The following is a 13,444-nucleotide window of genomic DNA, read 5'->3' as shown; positions in this document are numbered from 1 at the left end:
GACCCGTGGCGGCGAGGCCCACGCGGGTCTCGCCGCCGCTCGAGGAGCTGACCCCCTTTGTCCGCACATGAGACCTCGCTCCAGCGATTCCGGAACCCGGACCCGTGGCATGCGCCCGCCGCCTACTGGTTCTGGCACCGGCTCCCCGACAAGGACACGATCCGCGCCCAGGTGCGGCAGATGCACGACGCCGGGATCCGGAGCTTCCAGGTGCAGGCGCGGCTGTCGTACCCGATCGAGGGTTACCTGGACGACGACTACCTCGCCGCGTGCCGTATGGCCGTCGAGACGGCCGCCGAGTTCGGCATGATCGTCGGCATTTACGACGACTACAACTGGCAGACCGGTCACGCGGCGGGCCGGGCCGTGACCGGCCACGACGAACTGCGCGAACGGCACCTGTTCTGGGTGCGGATCCCCGCGGGCGCGAGCGAGGGCTCGCTCAGCGGGATCCGCTCGGCGACGGAGAACCTCGGCCCGGCCGCGATGGACTGGCACTACGAGGGCGGGGTCGTCGCCTGGGCCGACTGGCGGGTCGAGTACGCGCTGGTCGTGGAAGGGGAGCAGGGCGCGGCCGCCGAGCGGCCCGAGCTCGTCGACGGCGTGGACGGCACCGCCGACAGGTGTCGTGTCCGCCTCATCGACCCCGTGCCCGACGGCGCGGAGGCGATCGTGTTCGTCTCCGCCCGCTGCGCGACCTCCCGGCTCGTGAACCCCGTCGACCCGGTCGCGGTCGATCGCTTCATCGAGGCCGGCTACCAGCCCTTCGCCGACGCCCTGGGCGACTTCTTCGGCTCCACCGTCGCCTACATGTTCTTCGACCAGCCGCACGCCGTGTACTACGACTGGGCGGAGCGCACAGGCGATCTGCGTTCGGCGATGCCGTTCCACGAGAGCCTGGCCGTCTCGATCCGGGAGCGCTGGGCAGAGCGGACCCCCCAGGTGCTCGCCGCCGTACTCGACGGGGACGAGCCGGAGCGGCTGAGCCTTCGCGCCCAGTTCTACGAGCACTTCAGCGGCTACGCGATGGAGACGTTCCTCGGCAGGCTGCGCACCTGGAGCCACGCCCACGGCCTGCGTCAGACCGGCCATGAAGTCCTCGGGCACGTCGGCGGCTGGGCGCTCGACACCGCGTTCGCCAACTGGGATCTGCGCGTGAACTTCGGACTCGACCACTTCGGCGTGGACGGTTACCGCGACCTCACCGCGGTGGATGCGCAGGACGCCCTGGTGCAGCTCAGCCCGGTGTTCGGCGACTCGGTCGCCCGCCACCACGGCCGCGGCGGGACGATGGTCGAGCAGTACTTCCTCACCCCGCCCGAAGGCGGGACCCCGTGGTCGGGCCACTGGGGGCTGACCCTTCAGGAGCTGCGCACCACGGCGATCAACCACCATCTGCTGGGCATGCGGCAGATGGTCTTCCACGGCTTCTATCAGACCCACGGCCATGGAGACGATCACGAGTCGCTGCGGAATCCGCGCTTCGACTTTCCCCCGGGCATCAATTTCGAGCCGTGGTTCGCCGATCATCACCTGGGGTTCGCGCTCGAGAGCGCGCGGCTGAGCGAATTCCTCGAGCCGGTGGCACCGCAGAGCGACGTGGCGGTCCTGTACCCGTTGCGTACGGTGTGGACCGCTGGTCAGCTCGGCGAGCAGGCGTCGGCGGTGGGCGAGTGGGCCCGCGCGCTCACCGAGGCCCGGGTGGGCTTCCACCTCGTGGACGAACGCGATCTCGACGCCGCCGCCGTGGAGGAGGGCGCGGTGTGCTTCGGGGACCACCGGTACCGGGCGCTCGTGCTTCCCGCCGTCACAACGCTGCGCTCGGCCGCATCGCTGCACCGGCTTCGCGGCCTGGCCGAATCGGGGGTACGGGTGCTCGCGAGCGGTGCGACGCCCGCTGTCTACCAGGAGGGCCCGCAGACCGCCGGCGAGGACTGGGCAGGCCTCGCCCCGGCCGTGGAGGTGTTCGCCACGGTCCCCGAGGAGGCGGTCCTGCGCGGGCTCGTCGCGCGGCGTGGGCGGACCGAGCCGACACTGCGCGTCCCCGCGGGCTCGCCGGTTCGCTGGCGCGGCGGCCCGGACGCGGCCGACGGCTTCCGCTTCGCGTGCTTCGCCGAGACCGAGGGCACGGTGGAGCTCCTGCTGCCCGACGGGCCCTGGCATATCGAGGAGTGGGAGGCCTCCGACGGCACCGTGCGCACCCTCGAAGCAGATGCCCTCGAAGCAGCGGAGGGCCCGGTCGTGCTGCGGCTGGAGCAGAACGCGTTGCGTTTGTTGCACGTGTGCAGGGGCGCGGAGCCCGCTTCCGGTCAGCCGCTCGCCGCGGGAGACTCCGAGGCCGCGGCCGGTCACGGCACGCCGGAATGGTCGGCTCCCGAGGAGCTCGAGTCCGGCTGGCTGCTCGAGGTCGCCGAGGACGCGTACGAGGAGGCGGGTACCCGCCGCGACATCGCGGTGACGTGCGGCTGGGAGCGCCAGGGCCTTCCGGCGTTCGCGGGCACTGCCGACTATGTGCGGCAGATCGAGCTCGACGCGCCGGTCCCCCTGAAGCTGACGCTCCCGGCTGTCGCCGGAGCCGTGATCGTGTCCGTGAACGGCGTGCGTGTGGGGGCGCGCGCCTGGACGCCGTACCGCGTCACGATCCCCGCTGACGCCCTGCGGCCCGGGGGGAACGAACTCCGCATCCGGGTCGCGCCGTCGGCGGCCAACCGCTACTACGCCGGGACCGGGCTCCGCGCCGAGCCCGAGCCGTGCGGACTGCTCGCGCCCCCGCTGCTGAGCCACGCGCTCGCCACTCCTGACCTCGGCGCGCCCCCGGACGGTTTCGGCTCCGGCCCCCGCGACTCCGGCACCCGCTCATCCTCGATCACGGAAGGCTGATCCACCTTGCTCAAAGGACTCGACCCCCTCCTCACCCCGGACCTGCTGTACGCGCTCGCGCGGATGGGGCATGGGGACACGATCGCGCTCGTCGACCGGAACTTCCCCGCGCACTCCGTGAACGACCGTGTGATTCGGCTGGATGGCACCGACGTCGTCTCGGCGGGCCGGGCGGTGCTGGGACTGCTGCCGCTCGACACGTTCGTCGCCGAGCCCATCGCGAGGATGGGGGTCGTCGGCGACGCCACCGCCGAGCCGCCGGTACAGACGGAGTTCGTCGCCGCCGCGGAGGAGGCATCGGGCCGCCCCCTCGGGGTGGAGACGGTCGAACGCCACGCGTTCTATGCGCGTGCCCGCTCCGCGTTCGCGGTGGTCATCACGGGCGAGGACAGACCGTACGGGTGCTTCCTGCTCACCAAGGGCGTGCTGCCGGAGTTCTCTCCGGAGCGTTGATCCCTGCCGCAGCACCTCGTCACCCTCCGCTGTCGAGGTGCTGCGGCGGCGCTCCATCCGCGAGCTCGGGCGTCCTGTCAGGAGTCGCCGGTGTTCCTCAGGCGCGACCTCGACGCCTCCAGGTGGTCGTGCATGGCGCGCGCCGCGGCCTCCGGGTCCTTGGCGCGGATGGCGTCGAGCACCGCCTGGTGCTCGACGACGGCCTCACCGGCGATGCTGTGCCGGAAGTAGAGGCGATAGCTGTGGGTGTGCGCCCGGAACCGGCGTAGCGTGTCGGCAATGAGCGGGCTGCGGCTCGCCTCGGCGATCGCGTTGTGGAAGGCGGCGTCGAGCTCCGCGAAGCCGCGATACGCCTCGTAGGTGTCGCCGCGCAGCGGCGGTCTCATCTGCTCGAGCGTGCGGTGCATGTCGGCCAGTTCGGCCTCGGTCGCGTACCGTGCCGCGCGTTCGGCGGCGGCCGGCTCGAGGAGCAGGCGGACGTCGTAGAGGTCGTCCAGGGCGGTCCGGTCGAGCAGGGGGGCGACCAGGTAGCCGGCGTTCGGCCGGCGCACGACGAGGCCCTCGGACTCGCATCGGGCGAGGGCTTCGCGGACCGGCGTCTGGGATACGTCGAGTTGGCGGGCGAGCCCGGCGATCGACAGCTTCGTACCGGGCTCCAGGTCGTGATCCATGAGCAGGGTCATCAGCGCCTGGAAGACGGACTCACGAACGTTGATCTTGACCGATCCACGGGAACCCGAGCTGTTCGTCGCGGCCGCGACCGTCAGCCGCATGGGCTCACTCATCAACCCTCCACATCGTCGATCACTGAATCTACGCGCTTGACGCCGATCCCTCAGGAGGACGGCTTCGATCGTTGTGAAATCTTCGCGACGCCTGGTTGACGCCTGATCGGAACACCTGCATCCTCAATCAGAATCGTATCGTATCCGATCTGGGATCAAGATCCTCTCGATTCGGAGGGTGCCCTCATGTCCATCCCCGACTGGTTCGGCGAAGCGGCCTTCGGGCTCTTCGTCCACTGGGACCACGCCAGTCAGCAAGGCGTGGAGATCGGCTGGCCGCTGGTCGGCCATTCGATCCTTCCGGGCCGTACCGAACCTGAAGCCGACATCACGGTCGCGCAGTACCAGTCGACCGCCGCGACCTTCGATCCGCACCACTGGGATCCGCGGGCGGTCGCCCGCCTCGCCCGCGCCGCGGGTGCGCGCTATGTCGTCTTCACCGTCCGGCACCACGCCGGCTACTCGATGTACCACACCGAACATTCCGACTTCTCCATCGCGGCATCACCGTACGGACCTGACATCACCCGCGAGTTCTTCGACGCGCTGCGCGCCGAGGGCCTTCGGGTCGGCGTCTACTACTCGCTGCTGGACTGGAACCATCCGGACTACCCGGCTTTCACCGACGCCGACCGCCCCTACCCGCACGACCGGTACCGCCGGGCGTCGCCGGAGCGGTGGGCGCGCTACCTCGACTACGTCAAGGGACAGCTCACCGAGCTGCTCACCCGGTACGGGACGATCGACCTGCTCTGGTTCGACGGGGAGTGGGAACGCACCGCGGAGGAGTGGCATGCCGCCGAGCTGCGCGAGCTGATCAAGTCGCTTCAGCCGGAAGTGATCATCAACGACCGGCTGCCGGGCCAGGGCGACTACGCCACTCCCGAGCAGGGCATGCCGCGCCGTCCGCCGGGCGGCCCGTGGGAGCTGTGCCTCACCATGAGCGACAGCTGGGCGTACCGGCCCGACGACCTGGACTACAAGAGCCCGCGCCTGCTCGCCGGCTACCTCAGCGAGGTCGTCTCGCGCGGCGGCAATCTCCTGCTCAACATCGGGCCGCGCGGTGACGGGTCGCTTGTGCCGACCGAGGTGGCCGTACTCAAGCGGCTCGGGGCCTGGCTCGCCAGCCACGGCGAGAGCCTCTTCGGCGCCGGGCCGGCGTCCGATCGCCTCGACTTCCACGGTCCCGCCACCCAGCACGGCGACACCATCTACCTGCACCTGCTGCTCCAGCCGCAGGACCTCCTCGTCGTGCGCAACGTGCCGATCGGCTCGGTGGCCGGCGTGCGCATGCTCGGCACCGAGCAGCCTCTGGAGTACTCCGTCAATGAGGAAGTGCACAAGGCCAACGGCGCCGAGGACGAGCCCCTCGGCGAGCTCTTGATCACCGTGCCGCCACCGACCGGCGCCCTCATCGATGTCATCGCCATCGAACTGTCCAACTCCTGGAAAGACGAGTCACGTGCGGGCCTTTAACACTTCCAAGGCGGCCAGGCGCGCCGTCGTCCTGCTCGCGGCCGCGAGCATCGTCTCGGCGTGCGGCACCGGTCCGGGCGCTTCCTCCGGCGACGGCAAGTCGCTGCGCATACAGATACCCGCCGGGCCGATGGCCGATCGGATGCAACAGGTCGGCAAGGACTTCGAGAAGGCCAACCCAGGCACCGAGGTCACCTTCGAGAGCGTCGACTCCAACAGCTCCCGCGGCCCGAACGTGGCCCTGCTCAGCTCGACCGCCACCCCGGACATCGGCTACCTCCAGCGCAGTACCGGCGTCTGGTCGGCGCTGCTGAAGAACAAGCAGCTCACCCCGATTGATGATGTGTGGGATGCCGCTGGTCTGGCGGACAAGTACGCCAAGAGCCAGACCGACTACTACACGACCAACGGGCATCACTACGGCGTTCTCTACGAGGAACTGCTGATCGCCCCGATCTACTACAACAAGGCGGCGTTCGCCAAGGCCGGCGTCCCCGACCCGGCCGATCACCAGGTCGCCTCCGTCGCCGAGTTCGAGTCCATGGTGGCCAAGTTGAAGGCCGCGGGGTACGAGGGCCTCGGCGTCGGTGGGTCGAGCCCGTACGACCTGGGGCACACGCTCGACGCGCTGCTGCCCACCGCGGTGTCGGAGAGCGATTACCAGGCCATGCTCACGAACTTCAAGCCGGGGTCGCCGACGAACGTCAAGTACACCGACGCGGGCTTCGTGAAGGTACTGCACACCATCCGGGACTGGCAGAAGAAGGGCATCTACCAGAAGGGGATGCTCGGCATGGACACCACACAGGCCCAAGCGCTGTTCACCAGCGGCAGGCTCTCGATGCTCCAGGGTGGCAACTACAGCTACGCGGACCTGAAGGCGGCCAAGCCGTCGTTCGACATGGGCTGGTTCCTGCTGCCGCCGCTCACGGCGGGCCGCAAGACGCCGTTCAACGCCTTCAACGGCGACACCCTCGTCATCCCGGCCAAGGCGGCGAACCCGGGGCTGGCCAAAAAGTTCCTCAAGTTCTTCATGACCGACAAGTACCAGGTCAGCGTGGTCGCCGCCAGCGGCTCCCTGCCGGTGTTCACCTCGATCAAGCCGTCGAGCCTGTCGAACCTGGGCGACCTGGTGCAGCAGCAGTTCGAGCTGTCCAAGTCCGTCGGAGTGGTCAACATCTGGGACTCGACCGTGCCGTCCACGCTCGGGCAGTCGTTCGCGGTGCCGGTGCTGCAGAAGCTCGTCTCCGGCAAGCTGACCCCGCAGCAGGCTGCCCAGGAGTTCCAGACCGGGCTGGAGAACCTACAGTCCGGCAAGGTCTCCGGGGCGACGGACTGATGGCCGCCCAGGAGATCCCTCCAGTTGCCGCCCGCGCCACCGCCCGCGGGCCACGCGAGAAGGCACAGAAGTTCCCGATTCTGATCATCGCGCCGGCGCTGGTGCTGATGACCCTGCTCATCGCCTACCCGGTCGCGGAGTCGGTGCACATCAGCCTCGGCTCATGGGACGGCATCGGATCCGTCACCTACCGCGGGCTGGCCAACTACCGGCGGCTCATCAACGACTCGCTGGTCCGGCAGTCGATCGTGACCAGCCTGGTGTTCTTCGTCGGCACGGTGGTCTGCACCGTCGTGATCGCGACGTTGCTCGCCAACGCGATCACCCGGAAGGTCCCCGGCGCCCGCTTCTTCAAGACCATCTGGTTCCTGCCGGTGATCGTCCCGGTCAGCGTCGCGGGCGTCTTCTGGTCCAACTCGTTCCAGCCCTCCACCGGCGTGGTGAACACGGTGCTCGGCTCACTCGGACTCGGCGACACACACACCTGGCTCGCGTCGCCGACGAGCGCGCTGATCGTGACGATCTTCGTCGCGGTGTGGACGCAGACCGGGTACGCGATGCTGATCCTGCTGGGCGCGATGGACACCATCTCCCCCGAGGTCCACGAGGCGGCCACGCTCGACGGCGTGTCCGAGGCCGGACGGCTTTTCCGGATCACACTGCCGAACATCGTGCCGATGCTCGGCACGGTCACCACCCTGATGTCGGTGTTCTCCTTCAACGCCTTCGGCATCATCTACGCGATGACCCGGGGCGGGCCCGGCAACGCCACGAGCATCCTGCCGGTGCAGGTCTACAAACAGTCGTTCATCGACCAGGACTACGGCTACGGCTCCGCCACCGCCGTCGTGACGACCCTGATCGTCAGTGTCATCGGCGTCGTGGTCCTGCAACTGTTCCGCCAGCAGCGGCTGGACGCGCGATGACGGCCCCGACGACATCGGCTCGGCGCGCCGGGACCCGAACGGCCGACATGGCGGCAGGCGCACGCCGGCACCGACGGCTCCGGCGACGCGGCCCGCTGTGGTACCTCGGATATCTGCTGCTGCTCGTCTGGACGTTGATCACCATCGTCCCGTTCCTGTCGATGCTGTTGCTGTCCCTGCATCCGACGGCCGACATCTACGCCCATCCGCTGGGCCTCAGCGGTCGCTGGATGCTGTCGAACTACTCCACCGCCTGGCGCGGCACAGTCGGCGGGGCACCTCTGCCGACGTACATCGTCAACAGCCTGCTGATCACGCTGTGCAGCCTCGCCATCGGCGTGACCTGCGGCAGCCTGGCCGGCTACGGCATGGCCCGCGCGACCCGCGCACTGTCGGGCGTGGTCAGCCGCATCATGGTGCTCGCGCTGAGCATCCCGCTGATCGTCGCGCTGATCCCGACGTTCGAACTCCTCGGCAAGTACCGCCTGCTCAATAGCGTGTTCGGCATCTCGCTGGTGTACGCGGCGTTCATGACGCCGACCATCGCCCTGATCATGCGGTCGGTGTTCGCCGCCGTGCCGCGCGAGCTGCTCGAAGCGGCCAAGATCGACGGGTGCGGGGAGTTCGCCGCGCTGCTGCGCGTCGTCCTGCCGATCAGCAAGGGCGGCTTCATCTCGGTCTCGATGCTCGGGCTGATCTTCGTCTGGAGCGAGGTGCAGTTCGGCGTGGTCCTGCTGACCCGCCCGCAGAACCGCACGCTGTCGGTCGGGCTGCTGTCCTTTCAGGGACAGTTCGTCAGCGATCAGGGAGCCTTCTTCGCCGGCCTCACCATCGCGACGTTTCCCATCGTCGTCCTCTTCCTCATCTTCCAGCGCTACGTCACGAACGGCATCACGCTGGGCGCCCTCAAGTGAGCCGTACCGTGCCCCGATCCAGGAAGCACACCACATGACCCGAATCGAACGCATCGACGCCCAGCTGGTGGATCTCGAGCCGGCGGCCGTGCGCGTCGACGCGATGCAGTCCTTCGTCAAACAGGAGACGGTCCTCGTCACAGTCCACACGTCCGACGGGCTGTCCGGCATCGGGTACTCCTACACCATCGGGACCGGCGGGCGGGCGGTCCTGTCGCTCATCCGGGACCACCTGATCCCGGCGCTGCTGGGGCGGGACGCCCGGCCCATCGAGGCGCTGTGGCGGCACATGCTCGACCAGACCCGGGCGACGACCGTCGGGGCGATCACCTCGCTGGCGTTCGCCGCCGTCGACACCGCGCTGTGGGACCTGCGCGGTCGCCGTACCGGCGAGTCGCTGTGGCGGATGGCGGGCGGCGCCCACGAGCGGCTGCCCGTCTACGACACCGAGGGCGGCTGGCTGCATCTGCCGATCGAAGAGGTCGTGGAAGGCGCGCGGCGGTCGGCCGCGGCCGGGCTGCGCGGCGTGAAGATCAAGGTGGGCAAGGAGTCGCCGGCCGAGGACGCCGAGCGGCTCACGGCCGTCCGCCGGGCCGTGGGTCCGGAGCTGGAGGTGATGGTCGACGCGAACCAGGCCTTCACGGCCGCCGAGGCGATCCGCCGCGCTCGCACCTACGAGCCGCTTGACATCGCCTGGTTCGAGGAGCCTCTGCCGGCCGACGACCTGGCCGGGCACCGCCGGCTGTCCGCCTCCACCAGCGTGCCGGTGGCGGTCGGCGAGTCGCTGTACTCCGTCCAGCGGTTCGGCGCCTACCTGGCCGCGGGCGCGGCCGGGATCGTCCAGGTCGATGTCGCCCGCATCGGCGGGATCACCCCCTGGCTGAAGGTCGCGCACGCCGCCGAGGCCCTCAACGTCGCGGTGAGCCCGCACTTCCTCATGGAGCTGCACGTCAGCCTTGCCGCGGCCGTGCCGAACGGGATCTTCGTGGAGCACATACCGCAACTCCAGGCGATCACGCACAGCACGCTCGCCATCGAGGACGGCTGCGTGACCCCTCCCGACGTACCCGGCATCGGAATCGACTGGAACCCCGACGCCCTGGACGACCACCGGGTCGCCTGAACGACTTGAGGAGCAAGGAGCCTTGATGAAACGGGTGGCCACCGTGATCCGGCTGCGGCCGGAGAAGGAGCGGGAGTACCGGGAGCTGCACGCGGCCGTGTGGCCGGACGTGCTGGCCGCGCTGCACCGCGCCCGGATCGGCAATTACTCGATCTTCCTTCGGGACGGCCTGTTGTTCAGCTACTACGAATACACCGGGGACGATCTGCACACCGATCTGGCGCGGCTCGCCGAGGACGAGACGACGCAGCGGTGGTGGCAGCTGACCGATCCCTGCCAGGAGCCGGTCGCCTCAGCGGCCGACGGCGAGTGGTGGGCACCGATGGAGGAGGTGTTCCATGACGACGGACCACGCTGAAGCCGCCGAAGGCCTGGCGGGACCGCCACGTGTCGACGCGCACCACCACGTGTGGGAGCTGTCGGTCCGGGACCAGCCATGGACGCGGGACCTGCCCGTACTGCGCCGCGACTTCACCATGGCCGACCTGGCACCACAGCTCGACGCGCACGGCATCGACGCGACCGTGGTCGTCGAGACGGTGGACTCGGCGGACGAGACCGTGGAGCTGCTGCGGCTGTACGCGCGCGACACCCGCGTCGCCGGTGTCGTCGGCTGGGCCGAACTCACGGCCCCCGACCTCGCCGGCACCCTGGACCGGCTGCGCGCGGCGGAGGGCGGTACCGGCCTGGTCGGCCTGCGGCATCAGGTTCAGCTCGAACCGCCCGGCGCGGCGGAGGGAGACTGGCTGCTGCGTCCGGACGTCGCCGCCGGCCTGGACGTCCTGGGCGACCGCGGGCTGGTCTTCGACCTGATCGTGACCGCCGCCCAGCTCCCCTCGGCGGTCGAGGCGGTACGGCGCCACGCCGGCACGTCCTTCGTCCTCGACCACGCGGGCAAGCCACCCATCGCGGCGGGCGCGATCGAGCCGTGGGCGACGCACATCGCCGAGCTGGCGGCCCTGCCGAACGTCGCGGTGAAGTTCTCCGGCCTGCTCACCGAGGCCGGCGACGGGCAGCGCGACGCCGAGCACCTGCTCCCGTACGCCCGGCCGCTGCTGGAGGGGTTCGGCGCCCGGCGGCTGATGTTCGGCTCGGACTGGCCGGTCTGCACCCTGGCCGCCGACTACGGGCACACCCTGTCGATCACGGCGGCGCTGCTGGAGACGCTGGACGACGCCGACCGGGCCGCCGTGTACGGGGGCACCGCCAACCGCTGGTACGGGCTCGCTCCTGGCAGCGGGGCCGCCGCGTGAACCGCCGGCGGATCGGACGCACCGGCGTCCACGTGACCGAGCTCGGCTTCGGCAGCGCGCCGATCGGGAACCTGTACGCCGCCGTCGACGACGAGCAGGCACAGGCGACCGTCGACGCGGCCTGGCAGGCCGGCGTCCGGTACTTCGACACGGCGCCGCACTACGGGCTCGGCCTGGCCGAGCGGCGGCTCGGCCAAGCGCTGGCGTCCAGGCCCCGCGCCGAGTACGTGATCTCGACGAAGGTCGGCCGGCTCCTCGTCCCCAACGACGATCCGCGCGGCACGGATCTCGACTCGGGGTTCGCCGTGCCGGACACGCTGCGGCGGCGGCTCGACTACTCCCCCGCCGGAGTCAGGCGCAGCCTCGAAGACAGCCTGACCCGGCTGGGCGTCGACCACGTCGACATCGTCCTCGTCCACGACCCCGACCTGAATGTCCCGCAGGTGATCGCCGAGACGGTGCCGGAGCTGCTGCGGATGCGCGACGAGGGCCTGGTCTCGGCGGTCGGTGTCGGCATGAACTACTGGCAGCCGCTCGCGGAGATCGTGGACCGCTGCGACGTGGACGCCGTGATGCTCGCCGGACGCTGGACCCTGCTCGACCGTTCCGGCGAGCCGCTGCTGCGCCGCTGCGCCGAGCGCGGCGTGTCGGTGCTCGCGGCGGCGCCGTTCAACTCCGGCATTCTCGCGCGGACCGAGCCGGGCGAGGACGACACCTTCGACTACGCGCCGGTGACCGAGCCGGTGCTGCGCCGCGCCCGCGAGCTCGCCGCGCTCTGCCGGGCCGCGGACATCGAGTTGGCCCACGCCGCGCTCCGCTTCCCGCTGTGGCGGCCGGAGGTGGCGTCGGTGGTCGCCGGCCTGGCCTCCCCCGACCAGGTGCGCCTCGCTGCGCGGCGGGTCGACGAGCCCCTCCCTGATGCGCTGTGGCCGCGGATACGGCCCGCTCCGCCGCTGCCCGAGGGCGCGTTCAGCCGGCCGCCGTCGCCGTGAGCACGGCGCGCACCACGTCGGCACGTGGGTACCTGGTGTCCAGGCCGGGGCGCACCGGTCGGGACCGGAACAGGCTCATCGCGCCGGCTCCCAGCGCTCACCCGTCGGGAGGTCCACCACTCGCAGTCCGGGGCCGGCCAGAGCCACCGCGTCCGAGGCGGTGCCCGTGGGCCGGAACAGCGCGGAGAGCGGATCTCGCCCGTGGGCGTCGTGCACCGGGATCAGCGTGGTCGCTCCGAGCACGGACGCCCCCGCGACCGCGTGGGCGGGGCCCATCACCAGCCGCGGTCCGAACAGCGGCCGCAGACCGTTGACCGGCAGCAGGGCCACATCGACCCGCGGATGCTCCGCCCGGTACCGTTCCAGCGACGCTGCCTCGGCGACTTCTCCTCCGAAGAACAGGTGGGAACCGGCCGTGCTGAACGCATAGGCATTGTTGCGCCACATAAGGGTCCGGCCCGAGGGAACGACCCGCATCGTCACACCAGGCGCGATGTCCCGTTCCTGTCCCCAGCCGAGCTGCTCGGCGTACCGGAAGCCCAACGCCGCAGCCTGGCGCGCCATTCGCCGGGTGGGCACGTACACCGGAGTGGAGTCCTTGCCGGGCAACATGCTCAGCGCCCGTAGGTCCCAGTGATTGGTGGCCGGGTTGGTGACGACGACGGCGGCGAGCGGCGGCAGATCGGCGATGTGCAGGCCGAGGGGTTCACCGAATCGCAGGAACCATCGTTCGGTGAACCACGGATCCGTGAGTACCGCGTGGCCGTCGATTTCAAGCAGCACACATGCGTTGACCACGCGCGTGACCGCGATTGACCGTTTGTCCATGCCGCCGACGATGCGGGTTAATGTGCGCATGAAGTCAAGCGAGGATCTGACCATCGGACAGCTCGCCGAACGGTTCGGGCTTGCCGCGCATGTACTGCGGTACTGGGAGAGCATGGGCCTGCTCGAGCCCGCGCGGGCCGCGGGCGGGCAGCGCCGCTATGGAGAGACCGAACTGGTGCGCGTGGTGCTGATACTGATGGGAAAAGAGGCCGGTCTCGGACTGCGCGAGCTGAAAACCCTGATGTCCACGCCGGATCCCATGGATCACCAGGTCCTCTTACGCCGCCACGTCACCGAGCTGGAACAGCGCATCGAGCGGGCACGCGCGGCCAAGGACCTGATCGAGCACGCCCTCGACTGCCCGTACAGCTTCGCGGACTGCGAGCACGCTCGCGAGCGGATCGCGGCGCGCGTCCCGCCGCCGGCCGGGGCCACGCGCCATGGTGTGGAGGCACCAGGGTGAGGCACGTCGCCC

At 70.1% G+C, this 13,444-nt stretch carries 13 protein-coding genes; 11 read left to right on the top strand and 2 right to left on the bottom strand.

Annotated features, from left to right (window positions below; genetic code table 11):
- Window positions 1-57: 57 nt before the first annotated feature.
- On the top strand, window positions 58-2,880 hold the full coding sequence (locus ABTY62_RS16695) for a hypothetical protein (RefSeq protein ID WP_352130137.1): 2,823 nt from the start codon (window positions 58-60) through the stop codon (window positions 2,878-2,880).
- 6 nt (window positions 2,881-2,886) lie between these two features.
- Window positions 2,887-3,333: an RbsD/FucU family protein gene (locus tag ABTY62_RS16690; RefSeq protein WP_352130136.1), complete on the top strand. Its 447-nt coding sequence runs from the start codon at window positions 2,887-2,889 to the stop codon at window positions 3,331-3,333.
- Window positions 3,334-3,410: 77 nt separating this feature from the next.
- On the opposite strand, the gene ABTY62_RS16685 is transcribed toward ABTY62_RS16690, so the two are convergent.
- Window positions 3,411-4,118, bottom strand: coding sequence for a GntR family transcriptional regulator (locus ABTY62_RS16685; protein WP_352130135.1), 708 nt, complete (start codon window positions 4,116-4,118; stop codon window positions 3,411-3,413).
- 186 nt (window positions 4,119-4,304) lie between these two features.
- Between ABTY62_RS16685 and ABTY62_RS16680 the strand changes: the two genes are divergently transcribed.
- The 8 genes from ABTY62_RS16680 (at window position 4,305) to ABTY62_RS16645 (ending at window position 12,141) form a co-directional block, all read left to right on the top strand.
- Entirely contained in the window at window positions 4,305-5,594 is a 1,290-nt protein-coding gene (locus ABTY62_RS16680; protein ID WP_352130134.1) for an alpha-L-fucosidase, read from the top strand.
- Complete coding sequence (locus tag ABTY62_RS16675) at window positions 5,581-6,933, top strand: ABC transporter substrate-binding protein (RefSeq protein WP_352130133.1); 1,353 nt, start codon at window positions 5,581-5,583, stop codon at window positions 6,931-6,933. The genes ABTY62_RS16680 and ABTY62_RS16675 overlap by 14 nt, the downstream gene beginning before the upstream one ends.
- On the top strand, window positions 6,933-7,859 hold the full coding sequence (locus ABTY62_RS16670; protein WP_352130132.1) for a carbohydrate ABC transporter permease: 927 nt from the start codon (window positions 6,933-6,935) through the stop codon (window positions 7,857-7,859). The genes ABTY62_RS16675 and ABTY62_RS16670 overlap by 1 nt, the downstream gene beginning before the upstream one ends.
- A gap of 134 nt (window positions 7,860-7,993) precedes the next feature.
- The gene (locus ABTY62_RS16665; RefSeq protein ID WP_352130131.1) at window positions 7,994-8,773 is read left to right on the top strand and encodes a carbohydrate ABC transporter permease; all 780 of its coding nucleotides are present in this window, start codon (window positions 7,994-7,996) and stop codon (window positions 8,771-8,773) included.
- 34 nt (window positions 8,774-8,807) lie between these two features.
- On the top strand, window positions 8,808-9,896 hold the full coding sequence (locus ABTY62_RS16660; protein ID WP_352130130.1) for a mandelate racemase/muconate lactonizing enzyme family protein: 1,089 nt from the start codon (window positions 8,808-8,810) through the stop codon (window positions 9,894-9,896).
- A gap of 25 nt (window positions 9,897-9,921) precedes the next feature.
- Entirely contained in the window at window positions 9,922-10,254 is a 333-nt protein-coding gene (locus ABTY62_RS16655; RefSeq protein ID WP_352130129.1) for an L-rhamnose mutarotase, read from the top strand.
- Window positions 10,235-11,149 (top strand): amidohydrolase family protein, encoded by a 915-nt coding sequence (locus ABTY62_RS16650; protein WP_352130128.1) that lies wholly within the window; start codon window positions 10,235-10,237, stop codon window positions 11,147-11,149. The genes ABTY62_RS16655 and ABTY62_RS16650 overlap by 20 nt, the downstream gene beginning before the upstream one ends.
- A complete protein-coding gene (locus tag ABTY62_RS16645; protein ID WP_352130127.1) occupies window positions 11,146-12,141 on the top strand; it encodes an aldo/keto reductase in 996 nt (331 codons plus the stop codon). The genes ABTY62_RS16650 and ABTY62_RS16645 overlap by 4 nt, the downstream gene beginning before the upstream one ends.
- A gap of 75 nt (window positions 12,142-12,216) precedes the next feature.
- Here the strand turns inward: ABTY62_RS16645 and ABTY62_RS16640 are convergent, their stop codons facing one another.
- Window positions 12,217-12,969: an MBL fold metallo-hydrolase gene (locus ABTY62_RS16640; protein ID WP_352130126.1), complete on the bottom strand. Its 753-nt coding sequence runs from the start codon at window positions 12,967-12,969 to the stop codon at window positions 12,217-12,219.
- A 28-nt stretch (window positions 12,970-12,997) separates the two neighbouring features.
- Between ABTY62_RS16640 and ABTY62_RS16635 the strand changes: the two genes are divergently transcribed.
- Window positions 12,998-13,432: a helix-turn-helix domain-containing protein gene (locus ABTY62_RS16635; RefSeq protein WP_352130125.1), complete on the top strand. Its 435-nt coding sequence runs from the start codon at window positions 12,998-13,000 to the stop codon at window positions 13,430-13,432.
- The last annotated feature ends 12 nt before the right edge of the window (window positions 13,433-13,444 follow it).

It is taken from the genome of Streptomyces sp. NPDC097640 (assembly GCF_040302705.1).
Taxonomy (GTDB): domain Bacteria; phylum Actinomycetota; class Actinomycetes; order Streptomycetales; family Streptomycetaceae; genus Streptomyces.
Note: the sequence above shows the minus strand (reverse complement) of the source record. Positions and strands in the feature narration are given on the sequence as shown.

Excerpts from the sequence above, each read along its gene's own strand:
- ABTY62_RS16685 (WP_352130135.1), bottom strand. The coding sequence starts at position 4,118 with ATGAGTGAGCCCATGCGGCTGACGGTCGCGGCCGCGACGAACAGCTCG.
- ABTY62_RS16680 (WP_352130134.1), top strand. The coding sequence starts at position 4,305 with ATGTCCATCCCCGACTGGTTCGGCGAAGCGGCCTTCGGGCTCTTCGTC.
- ABTY62_RS16670 (WP_352130132.1), top strand. The coding sequence starts at position 6,933 with ATGGCCGCCCAGGAGATCCCTCCAGTTGCCGCCCGCGCCACCGCCCGC.
- ABTY62_RS16660 (WP_352130130.1), top strand. The coding sequence starts at position 8,808 with ATGACCCGAATCGAACGCATCGACGCCCAGCTGGTGGATCTCGAGCCG.
- ABTY62_RS16655 (WP_352130129.1), top strand. The coding sequence starts at position 9,922 with ATGAAACGGGTGGCCACCGTGATCCGGCTGCGGCCGGAGAAGGAGCGG.
- ABTY62_RS16650 (WP_352130128.1), top strand. The coding sequence starts at position 10,235 with ATGACGACGGACCACGCTGAAGCCGCCGAAGGCCTGGCGGGACCGCCA.
- ABTY62_RS16640 (WP_352130126.1), bottom strand. The coding sequence starts at position 12,969 with ATGGACAAACGGTCAATCGCGGTCACGCGCGTGGTCAACGCATGTGTG.
- ABTY62_RS16635 (WP_352130125.1), top strand. The coding sequence starts at position 12,998 with ATGAAGTCAAGCGAGGATCTGACCATCGGACAGCTCGCCGAACGGTTC.